The organism is Carnobacterium divergens, from assembly GCF_900258435.1.
In the GTDB taxonomy this organism is placed as follows: domain Bacteria; phylum Bacillota; class Bacilli; order Lactobacillales; family Carnobacteriaceae; genus Carnobacterium; species Carnobacterium divergens_A.
The window spans coordinates 1,282,815-1,304,365 of sequence record NZ_LT992558.1 but is presented as its reverse complement, the minus strand read 5'-3'; the positions used below and the strand labels follow the sequence as shown (position 1 = coordinate 1,304,365).

Sequence of the window (21,551 nt, the reverse complement as noted above, 5' to 3'; positions counted from 1 at the left end):
TTAATCTGAAAACTTATAAACTACCTGATTAATAGCGTTTTTTATTTTATTTCATTTGTTTTTTATGTTCTTTTAGTAAAATGAACTTGTTCTAAAAAATTAAAAAAATAGCTGAAAATGAGAATTTGAAGTGACTTTTATTATTGAATTTAAAAGAAGCCTTTAGGGCTTTTCTAAAGCATTAACAGTGCATTCCCCCAACACGATTTTCCAGTTATTAAAATAACTAAAAAATATATATTTGTAAAGATTCTTTTTGTTTATAGGCAAACAAAAAAAAGGGGTCGTTTGATCCTCACTACCCATTTATTTTATTCTTATAGTCTCGCAGTTATTCGTCGGTTTACAATTCGATTGTATGCTCTAGCTGTAAATAAATAAAAGATAAAGTAAATAAAAATAAAGCTTCCACAAATTAATAGAGTATATATCCAATTGTTATTTAAGATAATGGACATCATTTTAATTGCAACATACGTGTGGATACTTGCGATTAAAATTGGAAGTAAAAATACAAATGCTGTTTGTTTGTAAATCGACCGTTTGATTTCTTGATAGGTCACACCAATTTTTTTTAAAATCAGATAGTTTCCGATTTCTTCTTCCGCTTCTGCTAATTGTTTTAGCATGATAATGCTTCCTGTTGCAATCATAAAGACCAGTCCTAGAAAGACTGAAATGTACATCATAAACCCCATTGAAGCGTTTAAATCTTGCTCAACCCAATATTTTGAGCTGTATACCGATCTAGGTTGTTGATAGATGTTGCTATTTTCCAGTGGTAAAAAGGCCATCTTTTCATCCTCTAATTTCTTATCCATTTCTGTTGCTAGTTTACCACTTTTTTTATAGTGTTCGATATTGATGCCAGTTTTTTTATAGGTAGTAAGAGGGTTAGTAACTTGATTAAAAACAGTATCTTTAACTACTAAGATATCCCCACTGGTTGCCATTTGGTTGTATGGGATTGTGCCGCTAATTTCTTGAATTTTTAACGGGCCACCAAGCTGTTTAATAGCGATAGAGGTCCCTATGGGATCGCCAAATAAGGAAGGATAATACAGTCCTGTTAAATACGCCACATTTTGATTATTTTTTAAGCTAACCATTTTCCCATAATTTGATTTTTTTACTGTCTGATTATAATCAGATTCTTTCATTAGATTAAAGTATTCCGTCGTTTTTTTATGATTTATAAAGCTAATATAGGTTCCTTCTACTACTTTATAGGTTGATGTAACAGTATCTTTGACTGGAAAATCAGGGTATTTCTTCAACGTCTCTTTAATCGTTTGTTTGATTTCATCATTGCTGCTTTCATAATTAAAATCGAAACTTGCCGTTGCCGCAATTTGTCTGATTGAAAAGGTATAAAGGGCACCCGCTCCACCGACTGCAGTTAATGTGACTGCGCTTAAAATGGCAATGGTCGACAAACTGATGGCATTTTTTTTAAAGCGAAAGAGAAGTTCACTTGTTGTAATCAAATTCATCCCTTTGTAATAACTTCCTCTATTTTTTTTACGCAAACGGATAAAGAACGCTAAGAAGCTATTAAAAAATAGATACGTTCCTATGATTTCAAATAGTAAAATAATTACTAACGCTGCTAATAGCCATTGGACATCTGAATTCTCAATAATGCTGATAATTTCTCCAATGTTTAAGGCCATATAATAGCCTGCACCTATTAAAAAAATACCTAGTAATCCTAAAAATCCTGAAAAAAACGATTTTTTAGGCAACCGATTTCCTACGCTTGTCGCTTTAAATAAATCAACTAATTTGTAACGATAAACAAGAGACGCATTTTGTATGGATAAAAATAGAAAAATCAGTAAAAAAACCACTACTGTTTGATTAACGGCATGGAATGATAACCTAAAATGGGCGACACCTTGAATGCGCATCGCACTTAAAAGAATCATTGCAAAGAGTTTTGAAAGCAGCTGTCCTAGCAAAATCCCGATAAATAAGGCAATCATTCCTAGGAACAAATTTTCTAAGAAAAAAAGAATCCCCAGTTCACTTTTTTTCATACCTAAAATATTGTATAAGCCTATTTCTTTTTTTCTTTTTCGAATAAAAAAAGCATTTGCATAAAACATAAATAGCACAACAAACGCAAGTATCAAAATACTGGTAGCTTGTAAAGTTGCTGAAATTTTGACGCTTTCCTTGGTAATTTTAACCACATCGTCACTAAATGATAGGGAAATAAACGTAAAATAAACCATTATAGAAAAAGACATTGACAGCATGTACACATAGTAATCTCTAAACTGCGTCTTCACATTTTTTATTGCCAGTTTAATATAAGTCATGGCTCACTCCTCCACCAATAGTTGCTTGCATGTCTATGATTTTTTGAAAAAATTCTTTTCTGGTTCCATTACGAATAATTTCGGCAAATAACACACCGTCTTTGATAAATAAGATGCGGTTGCAATAGCTTGCTGAAAAGGCATCGTGGGTAACCATTAAAATTGTTGCATCTTCTTTTAAGTTAATCTCAGCCAAATATTGTAGCAATTCAGTAGCAGACTTCGAGTCTAACGCGCCTGTAGGTTCGTCGGCAAAGATTAACTGTGGATTCGTAATCATCGCTCTACCTGCTGAAATTCGTTGCTTTTGTCCAATCGAAATTTCGGAAGGGTATTTTTCAAGAATATCTGAAATCCCTAAAATATTGGCTACTCGAGCCAGTCGTTCTTCCATAAATTCAATTTTTTTGCGATCTAAAGCAAGTGGCAAAAGAATATTTTCGCCTGCATTTAATGAATTTAATAAGTTGAAATCCTGAAAAATAAAGCCTAATTCATGTCTTCTAAAATGACTTAGCTCGTTATCTTTCATTGAGGTAATCTCTTTGCCACCAATTTTTACTTGTCCGTTAGTGGGCTTATCAATAGTAGATAAGATATTTAAAAGTGTGGTTTTACCCGCCCCGCTCGGACCCATAATTCCAACAAATTCACCCTTTTCTATTTCAAAACTAATGTTTTCAAGCGCAGTATATAAGGTTCCTTTTTTGCCATATGTTTTTTTTAATTGATTCACTTCTAAAATTGGTCTCATCTAATACACCCCTCTTTTCTTCTATTCACCTATCAGTGTAGCAATTAAACTTTAGAATTTAAAGGGATTTTCCTTCTAGTAAACGAACAGTTTTGTCATGTGATTTTTAGCTTCTTAATATTTTACGAAGTTTCGGTAAAGATAGTTGCATGAATTGGGGAATTTGTTTAACATAAGGAATGATGGAATCCAATTATAGAAAAGAGGAATTGCCTAATGTTTAAAATTATGATTGTTGAAGATGACGAAACAATTCGTGACACGATTTCCGACACGTTACAAAAATGGAATTTCGAGACATTTACGACGACTGATTTTACTGAGACACTAAATAACTTTATTGCTGAAAAACCTCATTTAGTATTGCTTGATATCAATTTACCTGTCTACGACGGTTTTTATTGGTGTCAAAAAATTAGAGAGATTTCAAAAGCACCTATTTTATTTATTTCAAGTCGCAATACAAATATGGATATGGTCATGGCGATGAATATGGGAGGGGATGATTTTGTCAACAAACCTTTTTCTATTGAAGTGTTAACTGCAAAAATCAATGCAATTTTGCGAAGAACTTATAACTATGCAGATCAGGCCATTGATGCTATTCAACACAATAATGTGATTTTAAATTTAAAAGATGGATCTGCAACTGTTGGCGAACAGCATATCGACTTAAGTAAAAATGAATACAAATTGCTTCATCTATTAATGAAAAATCATGGGAAAATTATTAGTCGTGAAAAACTCTTACGTGGCCTTTGGGATGATGAACGTTATGTCGATGACAATACCCTGACGGTAAATATTAATCGTTTAAGGAAAAAAATCGAACAAGCTGGTGCTGTTGGCTATATTGAAACAAAAGTTGGGCAAGGTTATATTATTCCCTAAAGGAGCTTATCTATGAATGGTTTAAAATTTATTAAAGATCAGTGGATTTTGATTGGCTTTTGGATTGTGTGTTTGATTATTTTGAATCTTATTCTATTTCTTGATCCCAACCAAACCTTTGATCTTGGCAATGTTGTTTATGTTACGTTGCTCTTAACGGTTTTCTTTCTATTTTTATTGCTTGGGCTCTACATTTACCATTCAAAATGGTACCAAGAAATCGAAGAACGCCAAGATGCAGGAGAAGATGGCCTCTTAACTCCACTTGATGCTGCTTTAAACGAAGAACAGCGTTTTATCCAAAGTTATATCAATGATCTTTTGATTTTACATCAAAAGCAATTAGGAACGCTTGCTCAAAATCAACAAGAGCAAAAAGATTTTATTGACAGCTGGGTTCATGAAATCAAAGTCCCTTTAGCTGGAACAAAATTGATTATTGAATCGCTAGAAGATCAACTTCCTGAAAAAAAATTCTATCAATTAGAAGATGAACTGAAAAAAATGAACCACTATGTGGAACAAGTTTTATATTATTCACGCTTAGATTCATTTTCACGAGACTATTTGATTCAAGAATATTCCCTAAGGACTATTGTTAATGGCATTATTAAAAACAATGCTCCTTACTTTATCCAAAAACAGCTCACTTTTGATTTTACTGGTGAGGATCAAAAAATTCTAACGGATGAAAAATGGCTGAGCTTTATTTTAGAGCAATTGCTTTCAAATGCTTTAAAGTATACTTTACCTGGTGGGAAAATTACTTTTGCTATCCGTAAAAACCATTTAGGCGTGTGGCTTGATTTAACAGATACAGGGATTGGGATTCCCTTAGAAGATCAGCGACGTATTTTTGATAAGGGGTTTACTGGTCATAATGGGCGAAATGATACAAACCACCATTCAACAGGGCTAGGCTTGTATTTAGCGAAAAACCTTGGGGAAAAACTTGGCCATCAAATCATTGTTGAATCTAAAGTGAACGAAGGCACCACTTTTAAAATTTTATTTCCTTTTTTAACTTATTTTAATGAAGATAAGGATAAAGTTTTTTTGTGAATCATAAACAAATAAAAACAGCTAATGTTAAGATTAGCTGTTTTTATTTGTTGTTTTATAAATCAATTCCTTTTTCCCATAACACCACTTGGCCCTTAGTAAGAGAACGAGGTACATCGATGATTCGCTGATTGGAACTTCCTCTAAACTGGAGGCTTAGGTCTTTTTTGCTTAATTCAAAACGTCCATCTACCACAATATCTATCAAACTTAGCAATTCTAATTTGTCCGCAGTTTCCATCATTAGTTCGTCCCATGTATAGCCAGTCCACGACCAAATGTCTTTTGTTGAACCAAATTCTGCTCGAATTCGTTTGGCTAGTTGAATTGTAACACCAGTATTTAAAAAAGGTTCTCCACCAAGTAGCGTTAACCCTTGAACGTAAGGTTTTGCTAAGTCCTCGATAATACGATCTTCTAATTCTTTTGTGTAAGGAGTTCCATATTGAAAGGATTGTGCTACTTTGTTATAACAGCCTTCACAAGCAAATAAACAGCCACTTACATATAGGCTACAACGTACGCCTTCCCCGTCTACAAAATTAAACGGCTTGTAATCGGCAATATGGTGTTTTGTCAATTGCGTCGATTGCCATTCTTGCGGTTTAGGATTTTTCATTTGTCTCACCATTCTTTCGAAAAAAGGCTGCCAAATTTTTTTGGCAGCACTTTATTTAGTTACTTCATATGTTTAACACGAGAGGAAATTTCTTTATGACGACCGTGTACCATTGGACGCGCTTGGGGGTTACCTAAGTAGCCACACGTTCTTTTCACAACATCACATGTCTTAGGATCATGATTGCCGCATTGTGGACATTCAAATCCTCGCTCAGTTGGCTCGAAGTCTCCTTCAAAATCACATTCATAACAGTGGTCAATCGGAGTATTGGTGCCTAAATAACCGATTTTATCGTAGGCAAAATCCCATACGGCCTCTAATGCTTTTGGATTTTGTCGCATATTAGGATATTCACAATAATGGATAAAACCACCACTTGCATATTTTGGATAGTCTTTTTCAAATTCAAGCTTTTCAAAAGGAGTTGGATTTTTACGCACATCATAATGGTAACTGTTTGTGTAGTATTCCTTGTCTGTAATATTCTCAACTTGTCCAAATTTTTCAGTATCTAAACGACAGAAGCGATCTGTTAAACTTTCACTTGGTGTACCATAGACACTAAAGTGATAATCGTATTCATCTGACCACGCATCCGTATGTTTTTTCAAGGTTTTTAGAATGTCTAACGTAAATTGTTTTGCTGCTGGGTCTTTTTCCCATTCTCCTCCAAAAAAGGCTGTCGCTGCTTCATACAAGCCAATATAGCCTAGCGATACTGTTGCACGCCGATTTTTAAATAATTCGTCTACTGATTGATCTTTTGTTAAGCGATTGCCAAATGCTCCATGCATGTATAAAATAGGCGCATTGCTTGGTGTTGCTTCCTTCACTCGTTCGACGCGGTAAACCAATCCGTCTTTACAAATGGCTAGACGTTCTTCTAAAATTGACCAGAATTTTTCTTGATTGCCGTCTGCTTCCATGGCAATTCGTGGGATGTTTAACGTCAACACGCCTAAGTTCATCCGTCCAGAACTCACGTCGTTGCCTTCTTCATCTTCCCAGCCTTGTAAAAAGGAACGACAACCCATTGGCGTTTTGAAGCTACCGGTTAATTCTACTAATTTATCGTACATTAAGACATCTGGGTACATCCGTTTTGTTGCACATTCTAAGGCGATTTGTTTCATATCATAGTTTGGATCTTGTTCTTCTAAGTTTACGCCACGTTTTAATGTGAAAATTAATTTAGGGAAAATCGCTGTACGTTGTTCTTTGCCTATTCCTTTAATTCGTACTTTTAAAATTGCTTGTTGAATTTCTCGTTCAATCCAGTTTGTTCCTAAACCAAAACCTAATGAGGTGAAGGGCGTTTGTCCTTGTGAAGAATACAGCGTATTGATTTCATATTCTAAGCTTTGCATCGCATCGTAAATGTCTTTTTCTGTTTTTTCTTTTGCAAAGGCAAGTTGTTTTTCTTCTCCTTCAATCCATTCTTTAGCAGTTGCTAAGTGCTTGTCGTAGTTTAATTGTGCAAAGGGAGCTAGCACTTCATCAATTCGGTCAGCACTACACCCGCCGTATTGGCTAGAGGCAACATTTGCGATAATTTGTGCCATTTGTGCGGCAGCTGTTTGAATGGACTTAGGACTTTCAACTTCCGCATTTCCAATTTTAAAGCCTTCTGTTAACATACCTTTAAAGTCGATCAAGCAACAATTTGTCATCGGAGAATATGGTTGGTAATCTAAGTCATGGTAATGAATATCTCCTTTTTGATGTGCGTTTGCTACGTGGGGTGGCAACATTTTTAATCCCATTGATTTCCCAACAATTCCAGCTGTTAAATCCCGTTGTGTGTTAAAAACTTCACTATCTTTATTAGCATTTTCATTCACAACAGAGCGATCTTTATTGATTAATTTTTCAATCGTAAAGTTGATATCCGTTGCTTTGGTTCGTTCAAAATCTCGATTTGCTCGGTAACTGATATAATGTTCTGCTAAGGCTACTTTTTTTTCTGCGATTAAAATATGCTCAACAATATTTTGAATTTCATAAATTTTAATATCCTTTTGGAAACGATCTGTGATTTCTTGATCAATTTTATAGACAATTTCTTGAATCTCAGCTTTTACTTCTGGTGTTATTTTTCCATTTAACTGTGCTTCTGCCTTCATTAAGGCATCGTAAATTTTTTGATCGTCAAATGGCACTAACCGACTATCTCTTTTAATCACAAAGACGTTTAGTTTTTTACTTTTAAAGTTAGCAGTACCTTCTTCAACATTCTCAACATTCATCATTTACACGTCACTCCTTTTGTTCTCTACCTCACTTATTCTATCTCATTCCTATTTATTTTACAATCAATATCTTGTGTATTAGAAAATTATTTTATTTATTGACACTATATGTAGTATGTGTTAGTTTCGTTTAAAAATTGATTTACAGCATCAACATCGCGTTTCTCTTCTTTTCTTTAAAATAGATTAAATGACTTACGGATTAAAGAACGGCTGTAAACGGTCAAATTAAGCTATTTAATTCTTTCACAATGTTTTTGACTTTTTTTTAGGATAACAAAAAAAGAGAATCGATTAAAATTCTCTTTTTTGACAAGCATTATGAAAATTGACTGTTATACAAATCGGAATAGAAGGAATCTTGATTAAGCAATTCTAAATGCCTGCCCTGCTCAATAATCGTTCCTTCTTTCATTACTAAAATCAAATCAGCAGATTGAATCGTTGATAAACGATGGGCAATGACAAAACTAGTTCTCCCCTTCATTACGTGGTTCATTGCTTTTTGAATTTCAATTTCTGTTCGGGTATCTACACTTGAGGTTGCTTCATCTAAAATCACAATTGCTGGATTGGCTAAAATAATGCGAGCAATCGTTAGTAACTGTTGTTGACCTTGGGAAATTGTATTTTCTTCACTGGAAATAATCGTGTCGTAACCATCTGGTAAGGTTTGGATAAAATGATGGCATTGCGCAATTTTAGCCGCTTCGATGATTTCATTACGCGTCGCATCTCTTTTTCCATATGCCAAATTTTCAGCAATCGTTCCTTCAAATAACCAGGTGTCTTGTAAGACCATTCCAAACATACTTCTTAAATGGCTTCTTGATAAGTTGGTGATAGGTTCACCATCAAAGGTAATCTCGCCTCCAGTTAGTTCATAAAAACGTAAGAGTAGATTAACCAAGGTTGTTTTACCAGCTCCCGTTGGCCCCACAATAGCAACCGTCCCATGAGCTTTTGCAAGAAAATCAACATCTTCCATAAGCATTTTTGTAGCGTCATAGCCAAATTGCACATGGTTGAAGGCAATCTCCCCTTTTGGATTTTTTAATTCAACGACGGTTTTAGCCTCTTTTATTTCTTCTTTTGCATCCAATATTTCAAATATACGCTCCATCGAAGCCAGCGCACTTTGAATCGAATTTATAACATAAGAAGATTGTGTTAGTGGTTCCGATATTTGATTGACGTATTGCAGATAGGCTTGAATCGTTCCTAAGCTCATAGCTCCTGACAACACTAATTTCGCTCCAAAAATTGCACTTACAACAAAAGCTAGCTGGTTTAAAAAACGAATTAAAGGATAGATACCAAAATTGACAAATTGAGATTTCTTAAAAGATTTTGCTTGTTTTTGATTGATTTCATTGAAGGCTTGAATTGCTGTTTCTTGTTGATTAAACGATTTTACAATCAGATTACCTGTATAATATTCTTCTGCAAAATTAGTTAATTCGCCTAATTCACGGTAACTTTTTTCAGCAAACTCTTTATTTTTCGCTGCAATCCACTTCGTTACAAAAAAATTCATCCCCATAATTCCTAAGACGACAATGGTTAATGCTGGACTGATATAAAGCAACATCAATACACCAAAGAAAACATTGGCAATTGAAGACATCATTTGGTTAATGCCCGTTAATAAAACATTGGCAACTTTATTTAAATCTGTTGTGGAACGGCTTAAGATATCTCCCACTTGATGAGTATCAAAGAATTCCATCGGCAATTTTGTGTATTTAGTTGTCAATTGTTTTCTTAAATTTAAGGTTATTTTTTCACTTGCTTTTGCCATTGTTTTTTCCTGCGTATATGAAAAGAAAAAGGTGATTAATTCAAAACTGATCATCATAAAAATCAACGGGCTTAGGATTTCATGTGTCTGACGAATCGTCACATCACGCAGACCTACTTCTTGAATCATATGAAGCAAGCGATCAATTCCGATTCCCATAATAAAGGGAATACTAGTCATTAATAAATTTGAAACCAAACTGGAAAAAGCCATTAAAATAAAAGCTTTTTTTTCAGTCATTAAAATCTTAAAGAAACGCCAAAAACTTTTATCTAGATATATTTTTTTATTCATCATCTTGTGTCTCCTTACTTGCACTTTGTGAGGCAACGAATTCTTGGTAAATCGGATTGGTTGCAAGGAGTTCTGCATGAGTGCCTTTTCCAACCATCACTCCTTCATCTAACACAAGGATTTGATCTGCATCTTTGATTGTACTAATGCGTTGCGCTACGATAATCACTGCTTTATTTTTTAGTTCCTCTTTTAATGCTTGCCTAAGTCTACTATCTGTTTTAAAATCAAGGGCACTAAAGCTATCGTCAAAAATATAAGCGTCTGCTTGTTTAGCCAACGCGCGAGCAATGGCCAAACGTTGCTTTTGTCCGCCTGAAAAATTACTCCCACCTTGTGAGACTTGTGATTGTATTCCTTTTTCCAGTGAATGGATAAAGGAGTCGGATTGGGCAATTTTAATAATATGTTCCAATTCGTCTGAACTCATTGTTTGATTGCCTGTTTTTAAATTTTCTTCAATTGTTCCACTAAATAAATACGCTTTTTGTGGAACATAACTAATCTTTTTTCGTAAATCATATTGAGAAAGTTCATGAATTGCCTGGCCATTTAACTGGATTTCTCCTGAGGTTATTTCGCTAAAGCGTAATAATGCTTTAGCAATCGTACTTTTTCCAGAGCCTGTCCCACCAACGATAGCGGTCACTTCTCCTCGTTTAGCAGTAAAACTAATATTTTGTAATACTGGTTCTGCTGCATTTTGATAGGAAAAGGTAACATTCTTAAAGGCGACAACTTCTTTTTGACTTTTTTGATTGTCTGCATTTACATTTGCGAAGTCTTTAACTTCTGGTTCTTTAGTTAACAATTCTTGAATTCGGTAAACCGACGCCATCCCTTTTGGAATCGTTACTATCACCATGGCTGCCATTACAAGGTAAGCTAAGGTAATAATCGTATATTCACCGACGGCTGTAATACTGCCAATTTGAAGTTTTCCAAGTGCAACTTCATTTCCTCCAATCCATAATATTCCAGCAAGAGAAGCTCCCATCAAAAATAAAACAGTGGGCGTCAGCCAAGCAAAGACTTGATTTAGCTTAATAGTATTGTCAGCGTATTCCTTGAAGGTTTGATCCGTTCGTTTTTTTTCATATTCTTGATTGCCAAAAGCACGAATAACACGAATCCCCATAAAAAATTCTCTGAAAACTCGGGTTACTTGATCCATCTTTATTTGGACGCTTCTTGAATAGTGATTGCCTTTTTTCATTAAAATAAAAACGGCAATAAAAAAAACAAGCATTGAAAGAAGTGGAACAATTGTTAATTTTGGTGAAAGAGAATACGTCATATAAATTGCAACGACAGAAATGATTGGACCTGGCAAAATCATTTGTAAAAATAAAATCATCACTTGTTGAATATTATCAACATCATTACTCGTTCGATTGACCAGTGATGCAACACCAAATTCTTCTGTATCTTTTAAAGATAGCTTTTGTACTTTTCTAAAAAAATGATTTCTGATGTGATAGCCAAAGGAAGCGGCTATTTGAGCAGATAAATAACTTCCTATAATCGCTGAGATAGCGGCAAAAAAAGCCACCCCTACCATTTGCAAGCCGATTTGATAAACTAGTGTAGAATCACCACTAGCAATGCCTTCATCAATTAATTTAGCAACTAAAAGTGGGACTCCAAGTGTTCCTAAAATTTGAAACAAAAGTGCGACAATGGTTGCAACACTTAATCCTTTGTTTTTTTTGAAAAAATCAATCACTAATTTCATACCTTTACCAACTTTCTGTTATTTCTACTTAGCCTAGTATAAAGGTTAAAGTTACTTGAATGTCAATGAGATTTTTCATATAATGAAAAAGAGGTGAGGGAATGGAAGAACATTATTCAATTAAAGAGATATCGGATTTGTTTAATATTCCAAAATCTACTTTGCGCTATTGGGATGCAGAAAAATTGATTCAGATTGAACGAAACCCAGCGAATGGGTACCGCATTTATACGGAAACACAATTAATTGAACTAACCGATATTCAATTTTATCGAAGTTTAAATGTTCCCATTCAACAATTAAAAAAAATAACTACTTTTGATGCCTCTTCCTTATCTGGGGTTCTTATGGAAACTGAATTGAGTGTAACAAATGAAATCGAACGATTAAGGAACGTTCAATTAGGAATTCGTACACGTCTTAAAAAAATAGAGCTGGTGAAGTATTTGCAAAAGCAACTTTATCAGGACAGTCAGCCAGATTTTGATTTTATGATTCATTTAGATATTGCAGATAAGGAAAGTGTCACTACGTATTTAGCGGATCCTTCAAGCTTTCTTTTAAAAATAAATTCTGCTTCAAACAGTGAAATCGAATACGGGATAGCCTCTACCAATCAAAAAAATCAAGATGTGCTGTGGCAGAAATCAAAAGAAACGAAATGCTTTAAAGAATGCTTGTTAAAGGTTTCAATTCAAGAACCCGCTATTCACAACCTACAAGAGCATCTTAACGCGTTAACAAGCTTAGGCTACACGACAGGACATACGGTTGCAAGGTATCTTGTTAGCTTTGCTGAGGAGGAACGGTTTGATTATTATCATGCTTGGATTGAAGTTCGCTAATCTATGGATAAAAAAAGAGAATCTTAAACGATTCTCTTTTTTTATGATTATTTGTTTAAAGCGTCTTTTGCTTGACCCGTTTGCCTTTAACCTTTCATTATTAGTAGTATGATTTAAAAATCTTGGATTAAACAGCGCCGAAATTATATTTCTTTTTTCGATGCTATCTCTTTGAGTGCTTTAAAATAATCTGGTGCAAAAATTCTTCTAGGATTAAAAACGGTTTCTACAACTGTCATTCTACTATCTTTTTGATGTCTTGGTTTTAACATCCTATGGGTCGCATTTGAAATTGGATAGACTGTTAAATACTCTTTATTTATGTGCTCTCTATAAATATTTTCTGTTTCTTTCGTATCAACATTAAGATCATGGTCACCTATTACTAAATAATAGGGTTTACTAATTTGTTCAACCTCTGAAGTATTATCTAAGTCCATATTTTTACGAATAAAATCCCATCTGTCTTTTTCCAAAATCTCTTTTTCTAAATTACTGTCCTTGTATCCTTGGTAATTATTTTCTTTTAAATATTTATTTACTTGAGTCTCTGTCAGTAGTTTTTCATCAATTTTCTTTTTAGAATAACCTTCATATTCCATCTCACTAATGGTATTAAACCTCCCCTGTCTCATCCAATTTACCGCTGGTGCAACGCCAATCGCAAATTTCACATCCTTGTTTTCATTTAATAGTTTTGTTATGACCCAACCTCCTTGACTAGCTCCCCAAACACCAACTTTCCTTAAATCAAGATCAAATTTTTCAAGTGCCCATTTCAATACTTTTTCCGCTTCTTGCTTTCGATCAACCATATCTTGTTTCAACCAATTTCCCGTGGAACCCCCAACGCCTGCTTTATCCCAACTAATGGATATGTAATTTTCTTTTGCAAGAGTTTCCCATGCTGGATAATACCCTTCATCACCATTCTTATTAATTGGTCCATCGCCATGTATAAATAAAATTAAACCGGGTTTTTCTCTCTTCTTTTTTGGCAGCGCATATTCAACTGCTATACTTTCTTTTTCGATATTAACGGTTTCATCTTTGATAATCATATCAAATTCATTATTATAAACAATAATACTTATTAAAATAATGAGTATTGCAATCACTGAAATCGTTGCTTTCTTCATTTTATTCACCCTTTATTTATTATTAAATTTACTAAAAATAGAAAACTACATTAAAAAAACGCTTCAATTTAAATCTTTTTTCATCTTATACCATTTTTTTTCGCCAATAAAGTAGTCAGTAAGAAATGAATGTAGTTGCCTATCAATTTTAAATCCTTGTTGTTCATATAACTTTATAGCTCTACTATTTTCAGTTGAAACAAACAGGGTAATGCAATTCATTTCATTTAAATTTAACATAACTGTTTCAATATAGTACAAACACATTTTTCCAATCCCTTTCCCTTGAAAATCATCTTCAATTACAAGAAATGACAGATAACACTCCTTTTTTGCAACTTTAACACTTAGTAATTTCAGCCCGATATGCCAACGCCAGTCAGAAAAATTTTGAATTCTAATAAGCTTCCTTTTCTTTTTGGAAAAATCTCCATTAATAGCAAAAATACCTGCTAAATGCCCATTATAAACAACTCGATAACAGACTTCTGTTAGACTAGTGCTGTTATATAATCTAATAAATTCTTCAAAAGAATAGACCTTTAGCAACCTCTGCCATTTCGATTTAAATCCTTTGAATAAAAGAGTTAAATCTTGTTCAGTTAACCTGTTTATTTTTTCTATCACTATCATTTTTTCTCTCCCAAGACTTTGATGGTGATTCGATTTCCAGTTGTTAAAAAACGTTCGCTATCTTCAATCGCAATTAGAGGGAACCCGTGATTTAATAGTGCATGTTCTATTTCTTTATCTACTTCTTTTTCACTGCCTATTTCAATTAATTGAAAATAATACTTTCCTGAACTAATACTAAAGTATGTTCCTTTGGCTTCTTCAATGCATATATCATAAAAGGTTTCATGGATAATGTAATATATTTTTTCCATAAAAAGTCCCGAACTCAATTTGATTTCAGCTAAGTCAGAGATGCCAAAACTTTCTGATAGTGGCATACGCTTGAGTAAACTTAAATTAATAGCATGATTGACCGTGTACATTTCTTCTTTCGATTTTGAACTAATTACAATTTGTTCATCAACCATTTTACTTAACTTCTCTAAACGTCGTTTTTCTTCTATAATTTTTGCTTTCTTCTCTAACAAAATACTTGTATAATCCGTTCTTGAACCTTCTTCAATAAGTAGTTTAATACTTGCCAAACTTAATCCTAATTCTCTTAAAAATAATATGAAAGCTAACTGATATGCTTCTGATAACCCATATTTTCTATACCCATTTTCACTTATTTCAGATGGTAACAATAACTCTTTTTCTTCATAGTGTCGAATCGTGTGTTGATTTATTTTAAATACTTTTGCCAACTCTGAAATCGTCATTAGTTTTTCTGACATTCCCCTCACCTCATTCTTATTATAAACCTTTGGGTAACCCGAAGGTCAAGGATTTCATTTTTTTAAAGAACAATTCTAGTTTAGCCTCTTCTATATTCTCATTTCTCAATATAAGTTTATCCTCCATCTCTATTCGTTAAAAAACAACCCTATGGAATCTTCTGAGGCACTTTAGAACATTTTTTTATTTAAGTAACAAAGGAATCCGATATAGAAAATACCAACATCCTTGGAACTTTCATGAAAAAAATCAATCGTCATAGTCAAAAAATCTCAAAAAAAAAGCCCCACTCAAATGAGCGGGACTAACTATCTTATTTGTTTAAAGCATCTTTTGCTTGTTCAGCAAGAGCAGTAAATGCTGCTGCATCATGAACAGCGATATCAGCTAACATTTTACGGTTAATGTCGATACCAGCAACTTTTAAACCGTGCATCAATACACTGTAGCTCATGTTGTTCATGCGAGCTGCTGCGTTGATACGAGCGATCCATAATTTACGGAAATCACGTTTCTTTTGACGACGATCTCTGTATGCATATTGATAAGATTTCATCACTTGTTGATTTGCTACTTTAAATAATTTGCTTTTTGCTCCGTAATAACCTTTTGATAATTTTAAAATCTTTTTACGGCGTTTACGGGTAACTGTCCCACCTTTAACACGTGGCATAGTAATTTCCTCCTTATAAGAAATTTTCTATTATTTAGAAAATTCTTTTCACTAATTTTTTAATCGTTGTGTTTTTCATCTAAGTACGGATTACGCAATGCAATCGTCTAGTTGAAAATTATTTCATTTGTGATAATTGTTGACGAATGCGTTTGTAATCACCAGCTGAAACCATTGAAGCTTTACGTAATTTACGTTTTTGCTTTTGTGATTTGTTAGCAAACATATGGCTTGTAAAAGCGCTATGACGTTTTAGTCCGCCATTACCTGTTCTTTTGAAACGTTTAGCAGAACCGCGGTGTGTTTTTTGTTTTGGCATTAGTGTTTCCTCCTTAAAAATACATCGATCTTACTTATCATTCTTTGGTGCTAAGACCAAGAACATACTACGTCCATCCATTTTTGCTTTTGATTCTACTGTTGAAATATCAGCAGTTTCTTCAGCTAAACGGTTTAAAACTTTTTGGCCAATCTCTTTATGAGTAATGGCACGGCCTTTAAATCGGATCGAAGCTTTCACTTTGTCACCTTTTTCAAGGAATTTGCGAGCATTACGTAATTTAGTGTTAAAGTCATTGACATCAATTGTCGGACTTAAACGAACTTCTTTTACGTTAATGATTTTTTGGTTTTTACGGGCTTCACGTTCTTTCTTTTGTTGTTCAAAACGGAATTTACCGTAATCCATGACACGAGCAACTGGCGGTTTTGCCGTTGGTGCTACTAATACTAGGTCAAGATTAGCTTGTTCAGCAAGTTTAAGAGCTTCGCTTTTTGTTTTCACACCAAGCTGTTCTCCATCGTCGCCTATTAAGCGTAACTCACGAGCACGAATGCCGTCATTTACCATCATATCTTTTGCTATGGTCATTCACCTCCATCAAATTCGCGAGAATGTACAGCAGAAAAATAGACGAGTTCTATATGAACCCGCCTATAAATATCCGAACTTGCATTACGCAAGATATCATCTTTTATATCTAGCCCAGCGACATTTGTCTACTAAGGCGAGAAGCGGGTGCTTCTGCTTTGTTTTCTCAACTTTTATAGTATACCTTTTTTTTAGAAATATGTCAACTCTTTTTAGAAATCAATCGTTGTAATAAGCTTTCCCAGGCACCATTGGTGTTCCAAATAATTCACTAATGGTAACAAATTGATAGCCTTGCTCTTTTAACTCCTTTAAAATTTGCTCCAGCCCATCAGCCGTGGTCGGATGAATATCATGCATTAACACAATGGAACCATTTTTGACGTGGCTCATCACTTCTTTGTGTACGGCTACCCCATTTTTAGTTTTCCAGTCTAGCGAATCTACTGACCATTGAATGACTGGCATGCCGATAATAGGGCTTAATTCTTTCGTAATGGCTCCATACGGTGGTCGGACTAACTGAACATCGTAACCAGATGCTTGTTTGACGGCTTGATTGGTTTGCTGAATTTGGCTAAGTGCACCGTCTTTTTTTAATTTCGTTAAGTCAGCATGATTCCAACTATGGTTGCCAATTTCATTGCCATTTCCAATTTCTTGCTGGATTAAACTTGGATTGGCTATGGCGTTTTTCCCTAAAACAAAGAAGGTCGCTTTTGCATTGTATTTTTTTAAGAGTTCTAATACACGTGGCGTTACAGTAGGGCTTGGTCCATCGTCAAAAGTTAATGCTACTACTTTCCCGCTGACTTTTGCAATTGGATTTTTTGCTTGGTGACGTCTTACTTCTTCTTGAATGCGTTTTTGTTCTGCTATTTTTTCTTGCTGAATTTCATCTGCTACTTGTTGATTTAATTGTGAGGATAGGTAATCCGGCTTAATGATCCTTTTTAACTCAGCTTTTGGAACTTGAATGGTTCTGTCTTTTAGCTCAAATTCAAATAAATCATCTGACATGCTGTAGTGATTTAAATTTGGTTCTATTTGATCGGTTACTTGTTGGATTACCTCTTGTTTTTGCTCTGTTGAATAAACTTGCATCTCGTTTATTTTTTTTATTATATCTTGTTTCAAAGACTCTACTCCATTACTAGCATCCGTAAAAATAGTTTGTAATTCCAACTCTGTTCCTTCTTTTGGATTGACAGTACTCATTTCTGTTCGTTTTTCAAAGGTTGCTGAGTGGGATTTTAAAATCGGTTCTATTTCTGTAATACGGTAGGACAAACTTTCAGATCCTTGTTGAGTTTTTTTAATATTTAAAAAATAACTACAGGGTTCTTTTAAATAATCTTTTAAATGAGGAACTTTTTTTTCTGCCTCAACTTTTCTATCCCTGTACTTATCTAGTTGTTGTTGTTCTAGTTGATTTACAGTTTTTGGTTCAAAAAAGCGCATGCCTTCATTGGGATAATCAATTTTTTGACTCGCATTTCCAATTAAAGAAAGCCCATATAAACCACTTGCTACGATTAAACCAACACCTACTAGTTTTTCATACATTCCCATTTTTTCCACTCCAACTCAAAAAATTCCTATACAATTATTAATTTTATCATATTAAAAAATTAATTTATACAAAAAAACGGTTATAAAATTCTTAAGAATTCTATAACCGCTTTTTATTATTTACTAAAGTTCGTTACTTCTGCAACCATAACATCTATAAACATATTTAAAGCCATGTCCGTTGTTTCTTTTTCGCCATACTTGCGGACAGCAACGGTTGCTTCTTTTACTTCATTATCTCCAACAACTAATTGATACGGAATTTTTTGAGTTTGTGAAGCACGAATTTTATAACCCATTTTTTCGTTGCGGTCATCCACTTCAACCCGCATACCTGCAGCTGTCAGGCGTTCTTTGATTTCAAAAGCATAATCTGAGTGCATATCCATATTAACTGGAATAATTGTAGCTTGAACAGGTGCTAACCATGTCGGGAAGGCGCCTTTGTATACTTCAGTCAAGTAGGCCACAAAGCGTTCCATTGTAGATACGATACCGCGATGAATAACAACAGGACGGTGATTATTTTCGCCATCGTCTCCAACATAAGTTAGATCAAAACGCTCTGGTAATAGGAAATCTAATTGAATTGTTGACAATGTTTCTTCAATTCCCATTGCTGTTTTCACTTGAACGTCTAGTTTAGGACCATAAAATGCTGCTTCTCCGTCTGCTTCAAAGTATTCTAATTCCATTTCATCCATAGCAGCTTTTAGCATGATTTGTGCTTTTTCCCACATTGCATCATCATCAAAGTATTTGTCTGTATTTTTTGGATCACGATAGCTTAAACGGAAACGGTAATCGGTAATATCAAAGTCTTCATAGACTGCCACCATTAATTCCAATGTGCGTTTAAATTCGTCTTTGATTTGATCTGGACGAACAAATGTATGTCCATCATTAAGAGTCATCTCACGAACTCGTTGCAATCCTGATAATGCGCCACTCTTTTCATAACGGTGCATCATGCCTAATTCTGCAATACGGATTGGCAATTCGCGGTAACTATGAACGTCATTTTTATAAACCATCATATGATGAGGACAGTTCATTGGACGCAACACTAGCATTTCGCCGTCTCCCATATCCATTGGTGGGAACATGTCTTCATGGTAATGATCCCAGTGACCAGATGTTTTATAAAGGTCAACGTTTGCCATAATTGGAGTGTAAACGTGTTGATAGCCTAAACTGATTTCTTTATCTGTGATGTAACGTTCGATAGTGCGACGAATTGTCGCACCTTTTGGCAACCAGAATGGCAATCCTGATCCTACTTCTGGAGAAATCATAAATAGATCTAATTCTTTACCTAGTTTACGATGGTCGCGTTCTTTTGCTTCTTCGCGCATTTTGATAAATTCTTTTAAGTCTTTTTTATCAAAAAAGGCTGTTCCATAAATACGTTGCATCATTTTGTTAGATGAATCACCTCTCCAGTAAGCTCCTGCAAGAGACAATAATTTGAATACTTGAATACGGCCTGTTGAAGGAACATGGACCCCGCGACATAAATCAACAAAATCGCCTTGATCGTAGACTGTGATTGTTTCATCTGCTGGCAACGCTGTAATCAATTCTACTTTGTAAGGATCTTCTTTAAACAAGTCTAGCGCTTCTTCACGAGTCACTTCTTTGCGAACAATCGGATTATTTTCTTTCACGATTTTCATCATTTCAGCTTCGATTTTTGGTAAGTCTTCTTCTGTGATAGGTGTTTCAGTATCAGTATCGTAATAAAATCCACTTTCAATTGCTGGACCTACACCAAAATGAATATCTGGATATAAACGACGCAACGCATTTGCCATTAAATGAGCAGAAGAATGACGAATGATTTGTAAGGCATCTTCGTGATCGGGTGTAATAATTTCTAAGCTTCCATCTACTTCAAGTGGACGAACTAAATCGACTAATTCTCCATTGAATTTTCCGGCTAAAGCTTTTTTTGCTAAACTATTGCTGATACTTTTCGCAATATCTAACGTTGATGAACCTGCTGCAACTTCTTTAATTGCGCCATCTGGTAATGTAATCTTGATTTCTGACATACTGCTTCCCCCAATGTAGTTAATTTTTAAATCAATCTTTTGCTAAATAAAAAAAGCCCCTTTTACAACAACTAACATTACTTGTTGTAAAAGGGACGATCTAGTCGTGGTTCCACCCAATTTTAGAGTCCAAAATAGACTCTTGCTCTTAGGCTTGATAACGTTAGCGAAACGGCCAAACTGCTAGTTCATAACTGGTTCACAGTGGCACTTGAAAGTGGTCAAAACAAGTTCTTGTTTAGAAAGCTCTCAGCAAATGCTTTCCTCTCTGGTAAATAGGCTTCTTGTCTTGGTGTCTTTCTCATTGATTTAATCTATTGACCTAATTAAAACACTTTTTCTCTGAGTTTTCAAGTAACAATCGTTAAATAACAAAAACAAATTATCCATTACGTCTATTTTTCCCTGTCATCTTAATTTCTTTTGCAAGATAACGAATTCGTTCCATAATTCGTTTTGCCTTTAAAGGCTCATCTTCTCCCCGTTGACTAGTTCTTAAATGTTCGTTTTCTAATTGCTTCATATCAAAGTTTGATGAAAAGAAGGTTGGCAATTGCTCTTGCATTCTGTATTGCAAAATAACACCTAAAACATCATCACGAATCCAGCTAGACATCGAATCTGCTCCAATATCATCTAACATTAAGATGGCTGATTTTTTGACCATATCCAATTTTTCACTCATATCATTTTTGCCAATGGATTGTTTCATTTCAACTGCAAAAGATGGAAAGTGCATCAATGTACTGGCATAGCCATTTTTTGCCAATTCATGGGCAAGAGCTCCTAATAAATAGGTTTTCCCCACTCCAAAAGATCCTTGTAAATATAACGATTTATGAAACCCTTTTGGATCACTTAAATAAGAATCAATAAAATCAAGTGCTTCCGAAACGGCTTCACGCCGCTCATCAGTTAATTCAAATTTAGCTAGCGTTGCATTACGAACATCTTTTGGCATATCCATTGAATGAATTCGTTCACGAATCTCATTTTCTTTTTGTTTGGCAATCAATTCAGTTGTCGGAACATACGTAACGTCGATAACGTGAAAATTCATAAATAATTTTGGCATATAGCCTGGTGCCATCATGCCATCTTTACGCTGAAATTTCTTTTTTTCTTGAACGTATTCGTAAAGTTTTGCATAGCTTCGTACGATTCGTTCATCTGTTAATTTTTCTCGATTTTCTTCAATGAAGCTTATGACATCCTCGTCTCTTAAGACTTCTTTCATCAAAGAATCGTACTGGCTTTCTAAGTTTCGTTCTTTAATGAGTTTAGATAAACCTTTGCCCATATCTTCCATTTT

Annotated in this window: 18 protein-coding genes and 1 other annotated feature; of the genes, 3 read left to right on the top strand and 15 right to left on the bottom strand. The window is 34.5% G+C overall.

Going from position 1 to position 21,551, the window contains the following annotated elements; all coding sequences use genetic code 11:
- Window positions 1-317: 317 nt before the first annotated feature.
- Together CDIMF43_RS06640 and CDIMF43_RS06635 are read right to left on the bottom strand one after the other, a co-directional pair.
- Window positions 318-2,324 (bottom strand): FtsX-like permease family protein, encoded by a 2,007-nt coding sequence (locus CDIMF43_RS06640; RefSeq protein ID WP_109841544.1) that lies wholly within the window; start codon window positions 2,322-2,324, stop codon window positions 318-320.
- Window positions 2,311-3,078, bottom strand: a complete 768-nt coding sequence (locus CDIMF43_RS06635) for an ABC transporter ATP-binding protein (protein ID WP_074403004.1) — start codon at window positions 3,076-3,078, stop codon at window positions 2,311-2,313. The genes CDIMF43_RS06640 and CDIMF43_RS06635 overlap by 14 nt, the downstream gene beginning before the upstream one ends.
- Before the next feature lie 216 nt (window positions 3,079-3,294).
- Here CDIMF43_RS06635 and CDIMF43_RS06630 point away from each other — a divergent pair, with 216 nt between their 5' ends.
- Window positions 3,295-3,969: a response regulator transcription factor gene (locus CDIMF43_RS06630; protein WP_034570435.1), complete on the top strand. Its 675-nt coding sequence runs from the start codon at window positions 3,295-3,297 to the stop codon at window positions 3,967-3,969.
- Window positions 3,970-3,981: 12 nt separating this feature from the next.
- A complete protein-coding gene (locus tag CDIMF43_RS06625; protein WP_074403005.1) occupies window positions 3,982-5,031 on the top strand; it encodes a sensor histidine kinase in 1,050 nt (349 codons plus the stop codon).
- A 55-nt stretch (window positions 5,032-5,086) separates the two neighbouring features.
- On the opposite strand, the gene nrdG is transcribed toward CDIMF43_RS06625, so the two are convergent.
- The 4 genes from nrdG to CDIMF43_RS06605 form a co-directional block, all read right to left on the bottom strand.
- A complete protein-coding gene (gene nrdG / locus CDIMF43_RS06620) occupies window positions 5,087-5,650 on the bottom strand; it encodes an anaerobic ribonucleoside-triphosphate reductase activating protein (protein WP_074403006.1) in 564 nt (187 codons plus the stop codon).
- A 59-nt stretch (window positions 5,651-5,709) separates the two neighbouring features.
- The gene (gene nrdD, locus CDIMF43_RS06615; RefSeq protein WP_414734760.1) at window positions 5,710-7,899 is read right to left on the bottom strand and encodes an anaerobic ribonucleoside-triphosphate reductase; all 2,190 of its coding nucleotides are present in this window, start codon (window positions 7,897-7,899) and stop codon (window positions 5,710-5,712) included.
- A 322-nt stretch (window positions 7,900-8,221) separates the two neighbouring features.
- Window positions 8,222-10,000, bottom strand: a complete 1,779-nt coding sequence (locus tag CDIMF43_RS06610; protein ID WP_414734867.1) for an ABC transporter ATP-binding protein — start codon at window positions 9,998-10,000, stop codon at window positions 8,222-8,224.
- On the bottom strand, window positions 9,990-11,732 hold the full coding sequence (locus CDIMF43_RS06605) for an ABC transporter ATP-binding protein (protein WP_109841542.1): 1,743 nt from the start codon (window positions 11,730-11,732) through the stop codon (window positions 9,990-9,992). The genes CDIMF43_RS06610 and CDIMF43_RS06605 overlap by 11 nt, the downstream gene beginning before the upstream one ends.
- A 101-nt stretch (window positions 11,733-11,833) precedes the next feature.
- Here CDIMF43_RS06605 and CDIMF43_RS06600 point away from each other — a divergent pair, with 101 nt between their 5' ends.
- A complete protein-coding gene (locus CDIMF43_RS06600) occupies window positions 11,834-12,577 on the top strand; it encodes a MerR family transcriptional regulator (RefSeq protein WP_109841541.1) in 744 nt (247 codons plus the stop codon).
- A gap of 143 nt (window positions 12,578-12,720) precedes the next feature.
- Here the strand turns inward: CDIMF43_RS06600 and CDIMF43_RS06595 are convergent, their stop codons facing one another.
- The 9 genes from CDIMF43_RS06595 to dnaI all read right to left on the bottom strand — a co-directional run bounded on the left by CDIMF43_RS06595 (window position 12,721) and on the right by dnaI (window position 21,548).
- The gene (locus CDIMF43_RS06595) at window positions 12,721-13,716 is read right to left on the bottom strand and encodes an alpha/beta hydrolase family protein (protein WP_109841540.1); all 996 of its coding nucleotides are present in this window, start codon (window positions 13,714-13,716) and stop codon (window positions 12,721-12,723) included.
- 63 nt (window positions 13,717-13,779) lie between these two features.
- Window positions 13,780-14,349 carry a GNAT family N-acetyltransferase gene (locus CDIMF43_RS06590; protein WP_109841539.1) on the bottom strand — a complete coding sequence of 190 codons (570 nt, stop codon included), beginning with the start codon at window positions 14,347-14,349 and terminating at the stop codon, window positions 13,780-13,782.
- Window positions 14,346-15,068, bottom strand: a complete 723-nt coding sequence (locus CDIMF43_RS06585; protein WP_109841538.1) for a MerR family transcriptional regulator — start codon at window positions 15,066-15,068, stop codon at window positions 14,346-14,348. Before CDIMF43_RS06585 ends, CDIMF43_RS06590 begins: the two co-directional genes overlap by 4 nt.
- 314 nt (window positions 15,069-15,382) lie before the next feature.
- Window positions 15,383-15,742 carry a 50S ribosomal protein L20 gene (rplT, locus tag CDIMF43_RS06580; protein WP_074403013.1) on the bottom strand — a complete coding sequence of 120 codons (360 nt, stop codon included), beginning with the start codon at window positions 15,740-15,742 and terminating at the stop codon, window positions 15,383-15,385.
- A gap of 118 nt (window positions 15,743-15,860) precedes the next feature.
- Window positions 15,861-16,061 carry a 50S ribosomal protein L35 gene (rpmI, locus tag CDIMF43_RS06575; protein ID WP_034570492.1) on the bottom strand — a complete coding sequence of 67 codons (201 nt, stop codon included), beginning with the start codon at window positions 16,059-16,061 and terminating at the stop codon, window positions 15,861-15,863.
- 30 nt (window positions 16,062-16,091) lie between these two features.
- Window positions 16,092-16,613 carry a translation initiation factor IF-3 gene (gene infC / locus CDIMF43_RS06570; protein WP_034570495.1) on the bottom strand — a complete coding sequence of 174 codons (522 nt, stop codon included), beginning with the start codon at window positions 16,611-16,613 and terminating at the stop codon, window positions 16,092-16,094.
- Between the two features lie 28 nt (window positions 16,614-16,641).
- Window positions 16,642-16,778 (bottom strand) — a sequence feature (ribosomal protein L20 leader region).
- Window positions 16,779-16,832: 54 nt separating this feature from the next.
- Window positions 16,833-18,185 carry a polysaccharide deacetylase family protein gene (locus CDIMF43_RS06565; protein WP_109841537.1) on the bottom strand — a complete coding sequence of 451 codons (1,353 nt, stop codon included), beginning with the start codon at window positions 18,183-18,185 and terminating at the stop codon, window positions 16,833-16,835.
- Between the two features lie 116 nt (window positions 18,186-18,301).
- Complete coding sequence (gene thrS / locus CDIMF43_RS06560; protein WP_074403015.1) at window positions 18,302-20,239, bottom strand: threonine--tRNA ligase; 1,938 nt, start codon at window positions 20,237-20,239, stop codon at window positions 18,302-18,304.
- 382 nt (window positions 20,240-20,621) lie between these two features.
- Window positions 20,622-21,548 carry a primosomal protein DnaI gene (gene dnaI / locus CDIMF43_RS06555; RefSeq protein ID WP_109841536.1) on the bottom strand — a complete coding sequence of 309 codons (927 nt, stop codon included), beginning with the start codon at window positions 21,546-21,548 and terminating at the stop codon, window positions 20,622-20,624.
- Window positions 21,549-21,551: the final 3 nt, after the last annotated feature.